This is a genomic window from Pseudomonas mucoides (assembly GCF_015461845.1).
GTDB classification, from domain to species: domain Bacteria; phylum Pseudomonadota; class Gammaproteobacteria; order Pseudomonadales; family Pseudomonadaceae; genus Aquipseudomonas; species Aquipseudomonas mucoides.
In genome coordinates, this window is record NZ_JACOPW010000003.1 from 676,762 (window position 1) to 692,081 (window position 15,320).

The 15,320-nt window shown below is 54.8% G+C and carries 13 protein-coding genes; 4 read left to right on the forward strand and 9 right to left on the reverse strand.

What is annotated here, in order from left to right:
* Positions 1-95: 95 nt before the first annotated feature.
* The 8 genes from H8F22_RS17945 to H8F22_RS17975 all read right to left on the reverse strand — a co-directional run bounded on the left by H8F22_RS17945 (position 96) and on the right by H8F22_RS17975 (position 10,258).
* A complete protein-coding gene (locus tag H8F22_RS17945; RefSeq protein ID WP_102595282.1) occupies positions 96-3,239 on the reverse strand; it encodes an efflux RND transporter permease subunit in 3,144 nt (1,047 codons plus the stop codon).
* Positions 3,236-4,720, reverse strand: a complete 1,485-nt coding sequence (locus H8F22_RS17950; protein ID WP_102595281.1) for an efflux RND transporter periplasmic adaptor subunit — start codon at positions 4,718-4,720, stop codon at positions 3,236-3,238. The genes H8F22_RS17945 and H8F22_RS17950 overlap by 4 nt, the downstream gene beginning before the upstream one ends.
* Positions 4,717-5,973, reverse strand: coding sequence for a TolC family protein (locus H8F22_RS17955; RefSeq protein ID WP_102595280.1), 1,257 nt, complete (start codon positions 5,971-5,973; stop codon positions 4,717-4,719). Before H8F22_RS17955 ends, H8F22_RS17950 begins: the two co-directional genes overlap by 4 nt.
* Positions 5,974-6,072: 99 nt before the next feature.
* The gene (locus H8F22_RS32680) at positions 6,073-6,414 is read right to left on the reverse strand and encodes a hypothetical protein (protein WP_102595279.1); all 342 of its coding nucleotides are present in this window, start codon (positions 6,412-6,414) and stop codon (positions 6,073-6,075) included.
* Between the two features lie 74 nt (positions 6,415-6,488).
* A complete protein-coding gene (copD, locus tag H8F22_RS17960; RefSeq protein WP_102595278.1) occupies positions 6,489-7,427 on the reverse strand; it encodes a copper homeostasis membrane protein CopD in 939 nt (312 codons plus the stop codon).
* A 3-nt stretch (positions 7,428-7,430) separates the two neighbouring features.
* Positions 7,431-7,814 carry a copper homeostasis periplasmic binding protein CopC gene (gene copC / locus H8F22_RS17965; protein ID WP_019821291.1) on the reverse strand — a complete coding sequence of 128 codons (384 nt, stop codon included), beginning with the start codon at positions 7,812-7,814 and terminating at the stop codon, positions 7,431-7,433.
* A gap of 369 nt (positions 7,815-8,183) precedes the next feature.
* The gene (locus H8F22_RS17970) at positions 8,184-9,572 is read right to left on the reverse strand and encodes a heavy metal sensor histidine kinase (RefSeq protein WP_102595277.1); all 1,389 of its coding nucleotides are present in this window, start codon (positions 9,570-9,572) and stop codon (positions 8,184-8,186) included.
* Entirely contained in the window at positions 9,569-10,258 is a 690-nt protein-coding gene (locus H8F22_RS17975) for a heavy metal response regulator transcription factor (protein ID WP_024078225.1), read from the reverse strand. The genes H8F22_RS17970 and H8F22_RS17975 overlap by 4 nt, the downstream gene beginning before the upstream one ends.
* Before the next feature lie 205 nt (positions 10,259-10,463).
* Between H8F22_RS17975 and H8F22_RS17980 the strand changes: the two genes are divergently transcribed.
* The 4 genes from H8F22_RS17980 to H8F22_RS17995 all read left to right on the forward strand — a co-directional run bounded on the left by H8F22_RS17980 (position 10,464) and on the right by H8F22_RS17995 (position 14,220).
* Positions 10,464-10,817 carry a co-regulatory protein PtrA N-terminal domain-containing protein gene (locus tag H8F22_RS17980; protein ID WP_102595276.1) on the forward strand — a complete coding sequence of 118 codons (354 nt, stop codon included), beginning with the start codon at positions 10,464-10,466 and terminating at the stop codon, positions 10,815-10,817.
* 161 nt (positions 10,818-10,978) lie between these two features.
* A complete protein-coding gene (locus H8F22_RS17985; protein ID WP_102595287.1) occupies positions 10,979-11,515 on the forward strand; it encodes a cupredoxin domain-containing protein in 537 nt (178 codons plus the stop codon).
* Between the two features lie 93 nt (positions 11,516-11,608).
* Complete coding sequence (locus tag H8F22_RS17990) at positions 11,609-11,860, forward strand: DUF2933 domain-containing protein (RefSeq protein WP_102595275.1); 252 nt, start codon at positions 11,609-11,611, stop codon at positions 11,858-11,860.
* 2 nt (positions 11,861-11,862) lie between these two features.
* Positions 11,863-14,220, forward strand: coding sequence for a heavy metal translocating P-type ATPase (locus H8F22_RS17995; RefSeq protein WP_102595274.1), 2,358 nt, complete (start codon positions 11,863-11,865; stop codon positions 14,218-14,220).
* A gap of 447 nt (positions 14,221-14,667) precedes the next feature.
* Here H8F22_RS17995 and H8F22_RS18000 read toward each other — a convergent pair whose 3' ends face one another.
* A complete protein-coding gene (locus H8F22_RS18000; protein ID WP_102595273.1) occupies positions 14,668-15,309 on the reverse strand; it encodes a transmembrane anchor protein in 642 nt (213 codons plus the stop codon).
* Positions 15,310-15,320 lie beyond the last annotated feature (11 nt).

The following is a 15,320-nucleotide window of genomic DNA, read 5'->3' on the forward strand; positions in this document are numbered from 1 at the left end:
ATTTCGATACATACCGCGCGTAGGACTGATGAAAACGGGCTGTGCAGCTCAAACGAGGCTGCAAGCGCAGCCCCTTTTGTATGCATTTTTACGCGTCAGTGCTTGCCAGGCTCAACGGACAAGTGTCGACGACGCATGAGGTGATAGGCCGCCGGGATCACAAACAGCGATAGCAAGGGCGCCGTAACCATACCTCCAATCATCGGGGCGGCAATGCGGCTCATCACCTCGCTGCCGGTACCGCTTCCCAAAAGTATTGGTAACAAACCAGCGATAACCACCGCAACGGTCATGGCCTTGGGTCGAACGCGCTGCACAGCGCCTTCACGAATCGCGGCCATCAACCCGCGTTCTGTGTTGTCACCGAGGTCTTGACGCTCGGCCCAGGCATTTTTCAGGTAGAGCAGCATGATCACGCCAAATTCGGCAGAAACACCGGCCAAAGCGATAAAGCCGACCCCGGTGGCGACTGACAGGTTGAACCCCAACAGATAGAGGAACCATGCCCCGCCAGTCAGTGCGAATGGCAGAGTGGCCATGATCAGCAAGGCCTCATCGAAGCGAGCAAAAGTCAGGTACAGCAACACGAAGATGATCAACAGCGTGGCAGGCACCACCAGTTTGAGTCGTGCGTTGGCCCTTTCGAGAAACTCGAACTGTCCCGAGTAGCTCAGGCTCATGCCAGGCTGCAACTTGACCTGCTCGTTGACCACCCTGCGTAGATCGGCGACTACCGAGGCAATGTCCCGGTCACGCACGTCGATGTACACCCAGCCCGAAGGTCGTGCGTTCTCGCTCTTGAGCATCGGCGGACCGTCCGTGACTTTGACCTTCGCCACTGTGCCGAGGGTGATCTGGCTCCCTAGCGGGGTATAGATCGGCAATTGCTCCAAGGCACCGAGCGAATCACGCCACTCCCGTGGGTAACGCACGTTGATCGGGAAGCGTGCGAGCCCTTCAATGGTCTCGCCGACGTTTTCACCGCCGATAGCGCCGGCCACGATGGACTGCACATCGGCGATATTCAGCCCGTAACGAGCAGCGGCTTTGCGGTCGATATCTACATCGATATAGCGACCACCGGTCAGTCGCTCGGCCAGAGCCGAACTGACACCGGGTACCTCCTTGGCCACTCGCTCGACCGCCTGAGTCGCGGCATCGATCTCCGTCAGGTTGGTGCCGGCAACTTTCACTCCGATGGGACTCTTGATCCCCGTAGCCAGCATGTCGATACGGTTGCGAATCGGTGGTATCCAGATATTCGTCAGCCCAGGGACTCGTACCACTCGATCCAGTTCTTCCACCAACTTTTCCTGGGTCATGCCTGGGCGCCATTGCTCCTGTGGCTTGAACTGGATGGTGGTTTCGAACATCTCCAACGGCGCCGGGTCGGTGGCAGTTTCAGCACGACCGGCTTTACCAAAGACATGTTCGACCTCCGGCACGGTCTTGATCAGGCGGTCGGTCTGTTGCAGCAGTTGCGCCGCTTTCTGCGCCGACAATCCCGGCAGAGCCGAAGGCATATAGAGCAGGTCGCCCTCGTCCAAAGGCGGAAGAAACTCGCCACCCAAGCGCGACATTGGCCATAGTGCGCTGATAAAAACCAGCAACGCGACCAGCAGCGTGATCTTCGGTCGTCGCAAGACTGCATCCAGAGCCGGCTGGTAGATCCGAATCAACCACCGGTTCAACGGGTTCTGTTGTTCACTGGGAATTCGTCCCCGAATCCAGTAGCCCATCAACACCGGCACCAAGGTCACTGACAATCCCGCCGCTGCGGCCATGGCGTAGGTCTTGGTGAAAGCCAGCGGGCCGAATAGCCGCCCCTCTTGCGCTTGCAGAGTGAACACCGGAATGAACGACAGAGTGATGATCAACAAACAGAAGAACAGTGCTGGTCCTACCTCCGCTGCCGCTTCAGTCATCACGTGCCAATGACGTTCACCTTTCAGTTCCTCCCCAGGATTGGCCACGTGCCAGGCCTCAACCTTCTTGTGCGCGTTTTCAATCATCACCACGGCAGCGTCGACCATGGCACCGATGGCGATGGCAATCCCGCCCAGGGACATGATGTTGGCGTTGATCCCTTGATAGCGCATGACGATGAAGGCGATCAGCACCCCCACCGGCAGCGAAATGATCGCCACCAGAGATGAACGCAGGTGCCAGAGGAAGATGCCACACACCAACGCGACGACGATGAACTCTTCGATTAGCTTGTGGCTGAGATTTTCCACAGCGCGGTCGATCAGCTTGCTGCGGTCGTAGGTGGTGACGATTTCCACCCCCGCCGGCAAGCTGCTTTTCAACTCGTCGAGTTTGGTCTTGACCGCCGCAATGGTTTCGCGAGCGTTCTTGCCGCTGCGCAGAATTACCACACCGCCAACCGTCTCGCCTTCGCCGTCGAGCTCGGTGATTCCACGTCGCATTTCCGGACCCAACTGGATCGTGGCGACATCGCCAAGGGTCACCGGCACACCGCCCGATCCCAGCTTGAGTGGGATCGCCCGAAAATCATTGAGCGTTTTCAAGTAGCCGGAAGCCCGCACAATGAACTCGGTCTCTGCCATTTCCAGGACGGCGCCACCGGTTTCCTGATTGGCCTTGCCGATCGCTTCGGTCACCTCGGCCTGCGTGATACCGAGGCTGGCCAATTTGAGTGGATCAAGCTGCACCTGGTACTGCTTGACCATCCCACCCACGGTGGCCACCTCGGCAACGTTGGGCAGAGTCTTGAGTTCGAACTTGAGGAACCAGTCCTGAAGTGCACGAAGTTGCGCCAGATCGTGTCCGCCACTGCGATCTACCAGCGCGTACTGGAAAATCCAGCCAACGCCTGTCGCATCTGGCCCCAACGCCGGTTTGGCGCTGGCCGGCAAGCGACTTTGTATTTGGCTCAGGTACTCCAACACCCGCGAGCGGGCCCAATACAAGTCAGTACCGTCTTCGAACAGCACATAGACAAAGCTGTCACCAAAGAAGGAGTAGCCGCGCACGGTCTTGGCGCCAGGCACCGAAAGCATGGTGGTGGCCAACGGATAGGTCACCTGGTTCTCGACAATCTGCGGTGCCTGTCCCGGATACGGGGTGCGGATGATCACCTGAACATCGGAGAGATCCGGCAGCGCATCAATGGGCGTGCTCTGCACCGACCAGATGCCCCAAGCCGTGACAAACATTGTCGCCAGTAGCACCAGGAATCGGTTGGCTACTGACCAACGAATCAGGGCAGCAATCATAGCTGGCCCCCTGATTTCTCTAGACGCTCAACACGCAAGCCATCGTCGGTTTGACTCACTGCAATCCGGACCTTGTCGCCCGTTTTGAGGCCCTGCATCAGAGCCGGATTGGCGAGCGGGAACGTCATCGTCATGCCAGGCATGCCCAGCGTTTTGAAGGGGCCATGGGCGAGTGTGACTTCTTTGTCGTTGATCTCAACGATTTGCCCATCCGCCTCATGAAAACTGGAGGCTGTTGCGTTGGTTGGTGACTGTTCCTCTGAGTTTGCAACGATGCCCTTAAGACTGGCCTCCGAGTCGAGCAGGAACTGGCCAGAGGTAACCACCTTCTGGCCTTCTTCCAGACCTTTCAAGATCGCCGTCTTGCCATCGTTTTCCTGCCCGATCAACACTTCAACAGGACGATAGCGGCCAGCGTCTTCAGCGAGCATCACCAGAGCACGTCGACCGGTGCGAATGACGGCCTCGCTCGGTACCCACAACACACTTTGCTCCGTTGAATGATTGAGGCTCACTCGTGCGGTCATACCCGGCCTGAGACGGCCTTCTGGGTTAGGTAACTCGACGCGTACGCGAAGGGTGCGGCTATCCGGATTGGTTTCCGGAAGAATCGCGCTGACGACGCCCTTGAGCACAACCCCAGGGAACGCGGGCAAACGCGCCTCTGCCGCTTGCCCCATGAGGATCGATCCAGATTCAGTCTCCGGAACGGCCAGGGCCAACCAGACGCTACTCAAACCATTAACGCGTGCCAGTGTCTCGCCGGCGGCCACCGTCATACCCTCGCGTACATTGAGCTCTTGCAGCACGCCACTAATAGGGCTGGTGAGGGTCAGGTTTGGTTGGACTTTGCCACTACGCTCTACTTGAGCAATTGATGCCGCCGGCATCCCGGTGAGCCGCAAGCGCTGGCGAGCCGCTGCCAGCAAGCCCGCATCGCCACTGCGCTTGAGTGCAAGAAACTCCTCCTGAGCCGCAGCCCACTCAGGTACAAGGATATCTGCCATGGCGGCATTGGCTTTGATCACGTCGCCAGGAGCATGGGCATACACGCGCTCGACGAAACCCGCTGTACGGGCTTGAATGACGGCGACGTCCCGCTCGTTGAAAGCCAACACACCGACAACGTCCAGACTCGAAGCAAACACACCTCGACTGACGGTAGCCAGTCGCACACCGAGATTCTGAGTCAGGCTTGGATCAATGCGAACGGCTGCGCTGTCCCCTTTGATGTCGGCGTACTGAGGGACCAACTGCATGTCCATGAAGGGCGACTTACCCGGTTTATCGAACTTTTGCTGCGGGGACATCGGGTCGTACCAATACAGCACTTTGCGTTCGTCCAGAGAGGGGAGGCTCTGCTCCGGGGCTGCACCAGGTACTTCGCTCATGCCCTGCTGAGCGAACCAGTAACCACCGGCAACACCCAATACCAGCGAGAGGCCTACCAGCAATGCCCCGTTCCACTTTCTAAGGTTCATTGGCTGGACTCCCCGTAAGCAAAATACAGACGCGCACTGGTCAGCGCTCGCTGCTCTTCCACGTCAATTTGTTTGAGGCGGGCTTCGATGAGCTCGCGCCGAGCGGCCACGACGGAGCTCAAATCGCCTTTGCCGGCGCGGTAGCTGGCCATGCTGAGCTCGACCTTCTCCTTGGCCAAGGGCAGCAGACTGTCCTGGGTTCGATGTACGGTACGATTCAAGCGTTCATAGTCGGCCAGCTCGTCCTCCAGTTGCTGGGTGTGCTCGCGTGAAAGGGCTTCACGCTCAGCTTCAAGCTGGTTGAGTTCAGCGTGCTTGGCCGCAATTTTTGGGTTTTGCCGAGAGTCAGGAAACAGCGGTAGATCCCATGAAAATTGCACGCTGACCATGTCGCCGAACTGTCGGCCGCGATTCTGATAGTCGACTTCCCAGCTCCAATCCGACTGTTTTTCCGCTTCGGCTTCACGGACCTTGGCTTGCGCTTCGCGGGTCATTGGCGCAAAAGCTGCCAATTCTGGGTGATGTTGCAGCTTATGAGAGTAGTCAGAGGCTTCGACAGGCCATTCAGGCAAGCTGCCCACAGGTTTGCCATTGGCGGCTGGTCCAATCCAGCGCTTCAGGGCAGCTCGGGCCTGCGCTCTCTGACGAATCAGATCGTCCTGCTGCTCTTCCAGTTGTGCCGCTTCCTGTTTGGGCGTTACTGCATCAGCAGGTTGAGCGCGGCCGCCGGCAATTTGTGCCCGGACGGTATCGGCCAGCAGACGGTTTTCTTTGTAGAAGTCCTGAAACAGCGTGTCTTTACGCTCAACCGAGTAGCTGTTGATCCAGGCCAACGCCGTGGCCTGACGAACCTTTAGACGTTCGACCCGGCGCTCAGCGGCGGCGCGGTCAATGGCCGCATCAGCGACCTCGATTCGGGCTTTGCGCTTGGCGCTGTTGGGCATCTCCTGACTGACTCCGACCATTCGCATAGTCATGAAGTCCTGGTCGATGCTCCAGCGATCCGGCCCCCCAATGGGGTAGTTCTGTACGCCTAGCAGCAACTTGGGATCGGGTAGTTCACCAGCGGGGATGGCCGCACTACTGGCAGCCTGAATTTTCGCGTCTTGTGCAGTCAGCGACGGCGCATTGTTTTCAGCCAGCTGCAAAGCTTCATCGAGTGTCAATGCGGCAGCGAGACTCGGCAATGCCAGTACGCTTGCCGCCAGGCCGGCCACGAGGGACCACCCTGTGCAATAGCACTTGGAGTTCATGTTCACGATTCCTGTGATGATCCACTGCGCGCTTCATCAGACATGCACGCAGATATGCCATCCCGCTAACGCGGAATGAGGCTCAGTGTGGTACAGGAATCAAGTGCGGGGCGGTCGCCATACCCCTGACGGGGTTTGTACTGGATGGGAGTCTAGGGAGAAGGACAGTACGAGGGGGCTGGATAAGGTGATAGGAGGCTTGATGATGGAGACTTGCAGCATGCCACCAGTCTTGCACTCCTGACCTGACTTACAGGGTTTGCCGTGCTCGGTGGGACTTTTCATGTCCTGGCAGCAGTCTTGCTCCATGCCGTCCATCATCGCCATGCCCATGGTTTTCATGGGGCAGGGCTCAGTCGGCGCCTGAACACCCGCCATCCCGCTGAGGGGGAGCGCCAGGCTAATCAGGAAAATCAGGCAAAACCGTAGGTAGCGTTTCATGGGCTGGAGTGTAGCCGGTGGAAATGGCCCTTACAATTCACCTTCTAGACTCCTTAGTCGGCTGTCACCAACCTCTATTCCGCGCTCATTTCCATTTCCGGACTTAAAGTGCCTAACCATGCGACAAGACAGATGATGAGGATTGCCATCAGGAATTCGAATTTCATGCTGCGGCGCAAGGCATTAACCGCTACAGAGTATTGACCATTGCGAACTGAGCGCTCCAACTGAGGGCTTAAGTGAAAGCGGTTCAGTGTGGCTAAAACGATCATTCCGGCAAAGAGCAGGATCTTCAAAAACAGCAGCTGACCATAGGTACTCAGCATGACCTCATCAAGGTTTGGACCGACGATGAAAAGGTAATTCACGACTCCCGTTACGCTTATGATCGCAACAATCACACCGCCGGCCGACTCAAAGCCAGTCAGCACGCGGGCAAGAATTCGTGCTTCCTCCTCGCCCTTCAGCGATTTCAACCGCAGCAGTAGAGCGAATGCCAATAGAGCACCCAACCAGCCACCGGCGGCTAAAAGATGGAATATATCGGTGATGAAATGCCAGTAGCGTCGGCTGCCTTCATCCATGGCGCCGTGCCCTGTCCATGCCAACGTCGCCAACGCAATCGCTCCGCATACGGTGACGATCCAGAGACTGGGTGTCGGAAATCGCTTATTCAACGCGACGCCAATAATTGCCATCACCAAGACAGCTATTCGGACCATCCAGGTCAACCCGACGTCGGTCCCCATGAGGACCATTTCAAAAATATGGTGATGTAGCTCCATAAGCTCCGACACACCGCTCATTGCTTTCGCAAGCAACAACATGGCGACAAGGGATAGAGCTACACCTGCAACAGAAGTACCGTAAAGAAGCGACTCAAAATTCAAGACTGTGCCCGATACTCTTTCCTTTCCCCTGAGGCTGTACAAGCCGAAAATTGCCAATCCGAATAACAACATCAGGTCGAAATAAAGAGCAAAGCGAACCACAATATTTATTGAGTCGCTCATAAATCATTTCACTTTAAATGAGAAGTTGCCGGTGATCGGGTGAGTGTCCGAGGAGACAGCACGCCATTCGACTTTGTAGGTACCGGTGGTCAGAGGTGCTGCCGGTGTAATCACCATCGTTTTCGGATCACCGCCACCAGCGACGGCGGCCTTAACACCCATTGGGGAGTTCGGCATGCCAGGCATATCGGTCATGATCAGTTTTGCACCGGAAAACTGAGTGGTGAGATTCTCAGAAAAGTGCAGTTCAATTTTCGAAGGGGCCGCCGCATTCGAGCCTTCTGCCGGAGTGGAAGAAAGGAGCTTTGGATGTGCTTGAGCAACTGCACTCAGAAGCAAACCAGCGGTAAGTGCAACAGCTACGGTCGTAGTTTTAAGGAATGACATGCAAGACTCCTCACAGCAAGAGCTGTTGATTCGAGGTTTGTTTGGGAATATCTAATTTTTACTTTTCGATTCTTGTTAAAACCACTGATTATTAGCTAGTAGCCTCCGTGTTCTAGGTCAGGTTGAACACGAGAAACTCACTAGGCCCCAACGTCACAGTGCAAGAACACGATGCCACACGAACGCAAACTGTTCGATTACATTTCAGTCAGCTTGACGCGGTGTTTGGCCTCGAATTGGCGGGCGTAGCGAGACTTAAAGACGAGACCGCGTGCCCCAGATACTAGGGTTCTCACTCATTCAAAAATAACGAAAGTGGACGCTGGGCGCAGGCTGAGAGATCGCCGTTGATCACAAATGCGCCGTTGATCAGCTGACCTTCAAGTCAACACTAGGAAACTCTAGATGAAAGGCCGTTTTCCCGTCACGTGACGTACACCAGATTTTGCCATCATGCGCCTCAATAATTGATCGGGTAATCGACAGACCTAGCCCTGCGTTGCTTGGACTCCCTTCTCGCCGCGCTGGGTCCACGCGATAAAAACGATCGAAAAGCTTTTCAAGATGTTCGGGGGCAATGGGTTCTCCGTGGTTCTCCACGACGACCAATACCGACATCTCCTTCTGGAGGATTTCGACACTGATCGTCTTCCCTTCAGAGGTGTAGCGAAGCGCGTTAGAGAGCAGGTTAGAAATGGCTCTGTGGAGCATAAGGACATCGCCTCGGACGCTGCCCCGTCCTGAAACCTTGAGTTCAATCCCTCGCTCATCAGCCAAAAGGCGGTAGTACTCAAGCAATTTCTCCACGACTTCCACCAGGTCTATTGGTTTGTTCTCGTGGGTGATCAGACCATTGTCAGATTTCGCCAGAAATAGCATGTCATCAATCATCCGACTCATACGCTTCAAGTCATCAAGATTTGAGTACAGGTTGTCTTCGTAGTCCTCAATATTCCTTTTTCTTGAAAGCACCACTTCGGTGTGGGTCATCAAGTTGCTCACGGGGGTCCGTAGTTCGTGGGCAATGTCTGCGGAAAAGTTTGATAACCGGACAAATGCATCGTCGAGCCTGGACAACATTGCGTTAAACGACAGCACCATTTGCTGAAGTTCTTTGGGAACGGGTGCTAAGGGGATGCGCTCTTTGAGTGATTTTGCTGACATTGAGGCAGCGACCCGCGTGACCTGGCGAATAGGCCGCATGCCACTGCTTGCTACCATCCAGCCGAGTGCAGCACTGACCAATGCGCTGATCACCAACCCTATCCAAAACCAGCGCTCAAGCGTCTCGAAAAAGGACATATGCTGAGTAACGTCAAAGATCAAAATAACGGTCAACGGCTTGTCTTGCCCCGTCACCACGGCTTGTGCTGTCACGCCACGGAACATCTGCTCTTGCTCCCGCCACTCCCAGACGTTGTTGTTTGTGGTTGTGCGGAATTCCTTCGGAATATCTACAGGACCGGGATCAGCAAACAGCAGCTTGCCGTCACCATCGATTATTAGGGCAGTCAAATCACGGTGAGCCCCCAGCAGCGCCTCCAGCTCAGGCTTAAATTCGCTGAATTGATCGATGCTGTTCAACCCGGACAAAATTTTCTGGGTCGAGTGGAGCTTTTCGTTCAATGCCTGCTGATCCAGCATCTTAAAATGATGCCGGCTGAGGTTATTGAAACTGAGTCCGGCGACCGTGAGCACGGCCGTTACCGCGAGCATGAACATCAGACTCATGCGGGTCGTCAGGGACATTCGGTTCATTCCGACTCCGAATCAGGTGCATCAAGCATGTAACCCATTCCCCTTGAGGTATGAATCAACTTGACCTCAAAGTCGTCATCTATCTTGGCCCTCAACCTTCTCACTGCAACCTCGATAACGTTGGTATCGCTGTCGAAGTTCATATCCCAAACCTGGGAGGCGATAAGAGACTTTGGCAGCACCTCTCCTCGACGTCGTAGCAACAGCTCAAGCAACGCAAACTCTTTGGCCGTAAGGTCTATGCGCTTGCCTCCACGAATGGCCCGACGCTTGAGCAGGTCCACCTCCAGATCAGCCAATTTCATGTAGGTTTGCGAGGGAGCGCCGTTACCCCGACGCAGCAACGTTCTGACACGGGCCAGCAATTCAGAAAATGCGAAGGGTTTAATCAGGTAATCATCTGCTCCGAGTTCAAGTCCTTTTACTCGATCCTCAACACGGTCTCGCGCCGTGAGAAAGAGCACGGGAACGTCTTTCCCCGATGCACGAACCTTCTGAAGCACTTCCCAACCATCCAGCCCGGGCATCATGACGTCGAGAATCAGCAGATCATAGGCCTCGCTCAAAGCGTGCTGAAGCGCCACTTTGCCATTAGTAAAGCGATCAACATTGAACCCCGCCTCGGTGAGTCCTTGCTGCAAATAGATACCTATTTTTGGTTCGTCTTCAGCGACAAGAAGTCTCATGAGGGTCGTTCTCAGATAATGGTGAAGCGGAGTCTGCAACGAAAACCGGCAGCCAACCAGCAACTGACAGAAAAGTAATATTGGCTTCAGGTAGATGTCAGCAAGCGCTGTCTAGGGTTCAAGCATGAGTACTTCCTGGTGCTCGACCGACTCTTCAGCATGAAACGTTTGGGAGCCGGAAAACAATTCCATAAGGAGTTGCCCCATGAATCGCCTGAAAATGCTGTTTTTTGTGAGCTCGATACTCGTCTCAGCTTCTGTATGGGCTGCAGAGGGCGGAGACCGAGTGATGGAGCGCATGGAAAGTATGCGTAATAAAGCGGAAGCCGCTCTGATTCAAGCCGAAAAAGCCCCAGCGGGCCAACGCCATGTGCACATGGCAGAGCACATGAAAATGCTCGGCGATCTTATGAAGGAGCTCCATAACGATCATCCCGACGCCTCAATGTCACCCCAGCAGCACCTAGCCTGGATGGAAAAGCACGACAAAATTGTCGATGACGTTTTGAGCCAAATGCAACGTGAGCACAAGCTGATGCTTTCAGAGAACCACCAGTGAGCAACTCGTTGAGAGCTTTTGAACAGTCTTTTTGAATGCGGCGTCATCTGGACGCCGTATTTATTTCGAAAACTGACAGAAATGTAGTGTTCAGGTCAGTTAACTGGCAGCTCCGTGTCTTTAGCATAGCCAATGCTCCCACTCTTACTCTCGAGGTCACTATGAAAGCTAAGCTCGTTACCCCTGTCATCGCAGCAATCACTCTACTCTTCGGTGCTACGGCTATGGCCAGCGCAGGGCATGGGAAAGAGGACATCGGCCAGCCTGGAGTTGCCTCTGAGGTTACTCGTACGGTGGAGGTCGAGATGGGCGATATTTTCTTCAAACCTGAAAGCATCGATGTAAAGCCTGGTGAAACTATTCGATTTGTCCTTCGCAATGAGGGGGCGCTGCTGCACGAGTTCAACATCGGCAAAGCCGCTGCTCATGCAGCACACCAAAAAGAAATGGCAAGCATGTTCCAGAACGGAACGCTTAACCCCACCGGTACCGGGAAAACGATGAGCGGTATGGGCCACACCATGGGTGGAATGAAGATGGTCGGAATGGAGCACAACGACCCGAACAGCGTCCTGATTGAGCCTGGCACAACCAAAGAGCTGATCTGGACCTTCAACAACAGCACTGGGCTTCAGTTTGGCTGCAACGTGCCGGGGCATTATCAGTCAGGGATGGTCGGTCAGTTTGACCTGAAATAATCCAGAGCTGGCTGCTAACACCGCTTCGACGCAAGAGTTGGCTACGCTCTGTCGCAGAGATCACAGCAACGCTCACACCGTGGGGTTTAGATCATGAATAACCATCAGCATCCGGATGGAAACACCACCGCACCATTTTGGAGGCGCAAAACAGGCGTTGTACTGATCATGCTCATTGCGATTGGTGCCTTTTACGTTTTGCGGGAGCATTTCAGCCACGTTTATCCATTTTGGCCATATCTGATTCTGTTGATCTGTCCATTGATGCACTTTTTTGGACATGGACATGGCGGACATAGCCATGGCGATCAGGCAGCAACCCACAAGGACGAAAAAGGGAAATAGCCATGCCTACCATATCGAGCCACCACGACCACAGTCACGCCCATGCTGCTCCGCTCAATGACGATGATCTACGTGACCCGGTGTGCGGAATGGCAGTCACTTCATCAAGTAAATTCGGTGAGTCTTATCAGGGACAGACGTATCGATTTTGTAGCCTGAAATGCCAGGAGAAGTTTCGAGCTGATCCTGAACGCTACGGCGGTAATGTTTCGAGCGCCGAGTCCCGCGTCACCACTTCAGAGTCTGCGGTACAAACAGGCACTGAGTTTACCTGTCCGATGCACCCGGAAATACGCCAACCCGGACCCGGCAACTGCCCTAAATGTGGCATGACATTAGAGCCGGTCATGCCCGCGCTCGATGAAGAAGAAAATCCTGAACTCCGGGATTTCGCCCGCCGCTTTTGGTGGTCGCTACCATTAACCGTGATAGTGACCGTGCTCGCCATGGCGGGACACTCGTTACAACTCCTCCACGGCTCGATCCAAAACTGGATCGAGCTCGCTCTGGCGACACCGGTGACCTTATGGGCAGGTTGGCCCTTTTTTGTAAGGGGCATAGCCTCTATTAGAAATCGCAGTCCAAACATGTGGACTTTGATTGGTTTGGGTACCGCCGCAGCCTACCTGTACAGCGTCATGGCAACGCTCTTACCCCAAAGCTTTCCCGCCACCTTCATGCAAGATGGACGTATCGGCGTCTACTTCGAAGCCGCCGCGGTCATCATCTCGCTCACCTTGCTTGGGCAGATTCTTGAGCTCAAAGCCCGATCGCAAACCTCCGCCGCCATTAAGTCTCTTCTCGGTCTATCGCCCAAGACCGCACGCCGGATCAATGCCGATGGACAGGAAGAAGACATTCCTCTCACCCATGTCCACCTTGGAGACCATCTGCGGGTCAGGCCTGGTGAAAAGGTGCCAGTTGATGGCTCAGTACTGGAGGGTGAAAGTGCAGTGGATGAGTCCATGCTCACTGGTGAGCCAGTGCCGGTAATGAAGAGAGCTGGAGATAGCCTGATCGGCGCCACGCTGAATACACATGGCAGCTTGGTAATGGAGGCGCAGAAGGTCGGCGCCGAGACCATGCTGTCACAAATCGTACAGATGGTCGCTCGGGCTCAGCGCTCCAAAGCACCAATGCAACGAATGGCCGACTCTATTGCTGGCTACTTTGTGATGGGTGTTATCGCGATTGCGATACTGACATTAGTCGGCTGGGGGCTTTTTGGCCCTGAGCCCAGTTGGGTGTTTGGTCTGATCAACGCTGTTGCTGTGCTGATCATCGCTTGTCCCTGTGCGCTAGGTCTTGCTACGCCCATGTCGATCATGGTTTCGACGGGTAAAGCAGCCAGCATGGGTGTGCTGTTCAGGGATGCCAGTGCCATCGAAAACCTTTGCAAGATCGACACGCTGATTGTCGATAAGACAGGCACCCTGACAGAGGGACGGCCAGTGTTTCACAGTGTGGAGGCCACACCCAGTTTCAATCCCCACGATGTTCTTCAGCTGGCTGCCAGCCTTGATCAGGGCAGCGAACATCCCTTGGCTCATGCAATCGTCGATCACGCCCGAACCGAGAACATTAAGCTCACCAAGCCAGAATCCTTTGAGTCTGGTTCAGGTATCGGGGTCAGTGGCATCGTTGATGGCAAGAAGATCCAGCTGGGAAACACCGCTCTGATGGAAGCCGCAGGCGTAAACACCAAGCCCCTACAAGAGCGTGCAGAGTTGTTGCGACTTGACGGCATCAGCATCATCTACCTCGCAGTCGACGGGGTATTGGCAGGGTTGTTGGCAGTATCAGATCCAATTAAGCCGACCTCCAAAGAAGCAGTCACCAAGCTCAAGGCTGATGACATCAAAATCATCATGGCTACTGGCGACGGGCTCACCACCGCTCGGGCTGTCGCCAGGGAGATGGGGATTGAAGAAGTCCACGGTGAAGTGAAACCTCAGGACAAGGAGCGTCTGGTCGCAGACCTCCAGCAATACGGCCGGAAGGTCGCCATGGCTGGTGACGGTATCAACGATGCTCCGGCCCTGGCGCGAGCAGATGTGGGCATTGCCATGGGGACAGGGACTGACGTTGCGATGAATAGCGCGCAACTCACGCTGGTAAAAGGCGACCTGATGGGGATTTTACGAGCAAGGGCTCTTTCGGTCGCAACAGTAAAAAACATGCGGCAAAACTTGGGTTTCGCCTTTCTTTACAACTCGATGGGTATCCCCCTTGCCGCAGGCTTGCTCTATCCACTGACGGGACACCTCTTGTCGCCAATGATCGCTGCCATAGCCATGAGCGTCAGTTCTGCGTCTGTAGTTTTCAATGCATTGAGACTGAGGAATACTCGAATTGACTGAGCTTCAATTGCGAAATTGCAGCGCACTTGCCATGCGTTTGCATACGACCTGACCAGTCATTTGCATTTGACTGACCACCGATTGCAGAGGATTTGACCAACCAGACATCAAAGCTGAGGGGCTCATAACGACCCATAGCCGTCATTTGTTTTCGAGATATGAGGTTAGAACTTTTCGTCTTGCAGAAAAAACGAGGCCGCAATCGCGGCCTTGTTTTTTAGAGTGTTACTCGTGCGAATGTCCGTGCTCAGCGCTCTCAGAGGTTGCGCCTTTCTCACCACCGCCACATGCCGTCATCAAGCCCAGGAAGCAAATCAGCAGCATTGAACGAGTCAGAGTGATTGGGAGTTTCATGGGATTACTCTTCAAAAAATGGATGAAACAAATAGTCTGTGGACAGGCTGAACCCCGCGTTTTAGGCAGTAGAACAGCCAGCGCTGTTTCGGATCACTGTTTGACGCTCAGGTAGTCACCGCTCGTCTTCAGTGAAATGGTTACGTCGTTATTGCTGCGATTACGCCAAAACCATCCGTGGGTGCCGTCAAAAATGGCGGTGAATTCACCTTTATCACTTTTGACCTGCTTGCCCTTGTTGTAGCTGTGGAAGTAACCCTTTCCACCGTTGTACGGCTCGCCATGGGTGTCGTAGTTCACAGGCCCACCAGCCGCTGTCCATTCATAGCTGACAGTCTTGCTCTTCAGCACTTCCAGTTTGATTTCTGTCCCTTCACCAGGTTTGAGCGTGACGGTCATTTGATTGGTCTTAAAAGCTGGGGCAGGTGCCGCCGCTGGGTGGATCGCAGGTAATGCAGCAGGTTGGATTTGCACAATCTGCGGAGCTGGAGCTGGAGCTACTGCTTGCGGCGGCGCTGCATCCGCCAACGCCTCTTGGGCAAGGATGATCTTCAGTTCGCCCATCTGGGTCAGCCCCAGTGCTCGGCCCACACCCGTTGGATCAACGGCGTATTCCGAAGGCATGACAACAGTCACCAGCAGGCCGACCGCTGTCAGCAGTGCAATGACAGTCGAACGCACCAGTTTGCGAGTGCTAGGCAATTCATTAACAGTTGGAAGCGGAGTATTGAACATGGTCAGAATTC

Coding starts and splice junctions, on each gene's coding strand:
- H8F22_RS17985 (WP_102595287.1), top strand. CDS start 10,979: ATGAAAGCTAAGCTCGTTACCCCTGTCATCGCAGCAATCACTCTACTC.
- H8F22_RS17945 (WP_102595282.1), bottom strand. CDS start 3,239: ATGATTGCTGCCCTGATTCGTTGGTCAGTAGCCAACCGATTCCTGGTG.
- H8F22_RS17955 (WP_102595280.1), bottom strand. CDS start 5,973: ATGAACTCCAAGTGCTATTGCACAGGGTGGTCCCTCGTGGCCGGCCTG.
- H8F22_RS17950 (WP_102595281.1), bottom strand. CDS start 4,720: ATGAACCTTAGAAAGTGGAACGGGGCATTGCTGGTAGGCCTCTCGCTG.
- H8F22_RS32680 (WP_102595279.1), bottom strand. CDS start 6,414: ATGAAACGCTACCTACGGTTTTGCCTGATTTTCCTGATTAGCCTGGCG.
- copC (WP_019821291.1), bottom strand. CDS start 7,814: ATGTCATTCCTTAAAACTACGACCGTAGCTGTTGCACTTACCGCTGGT.
- H8F22_RS17970 (WP_102595277.1), bottom strand. CDS start 9,572: ATGAACCGAATGTCCCTGACGACCCGCATGAGTCTGATGTTCATGCTC.
- H8F22_RS17975 (WP_024078225.1), bottom strand. CDS start 10,258: ATGAGACTTCTTGTCGCTGAAGACGAACCAAAAATAGGTATCTATTTG.
- H8F22_RS17980 (WP_102595276.1), top strand. CDS start 10,464: ATGAATCGCCTGAAAATGCTGTTTTTTGTGAGCTCGATACTCGTCTCA.
- H8F22_RS17995 (WP_102595274.1), top strand. CDS start 11,863: ATGCCTACCATATCGAGCCACCACGACCACAGTCACGCCCATGCTGCT.
- H8F22_RS17990 (WP_102595275.1), top strand. CDS start 11,609: ATGAATAACCATCAGCATCCGGATGGAAACACCACCGCACCATTTTGG.
- copD (WP_102595278.1), bottom strand. CDS start 7,427: ATGAGCGACTCAATAAATATTGTGGTTCGCTTTGCTCTTTATTTCGAC.
- H8F22_RS18000 (WP_102595273.1), bottom strand. CDS start 15,309: ATGTTCAATACTCCGCTTCCAACTGTTAATGAATTGCCTAGCACTCGC.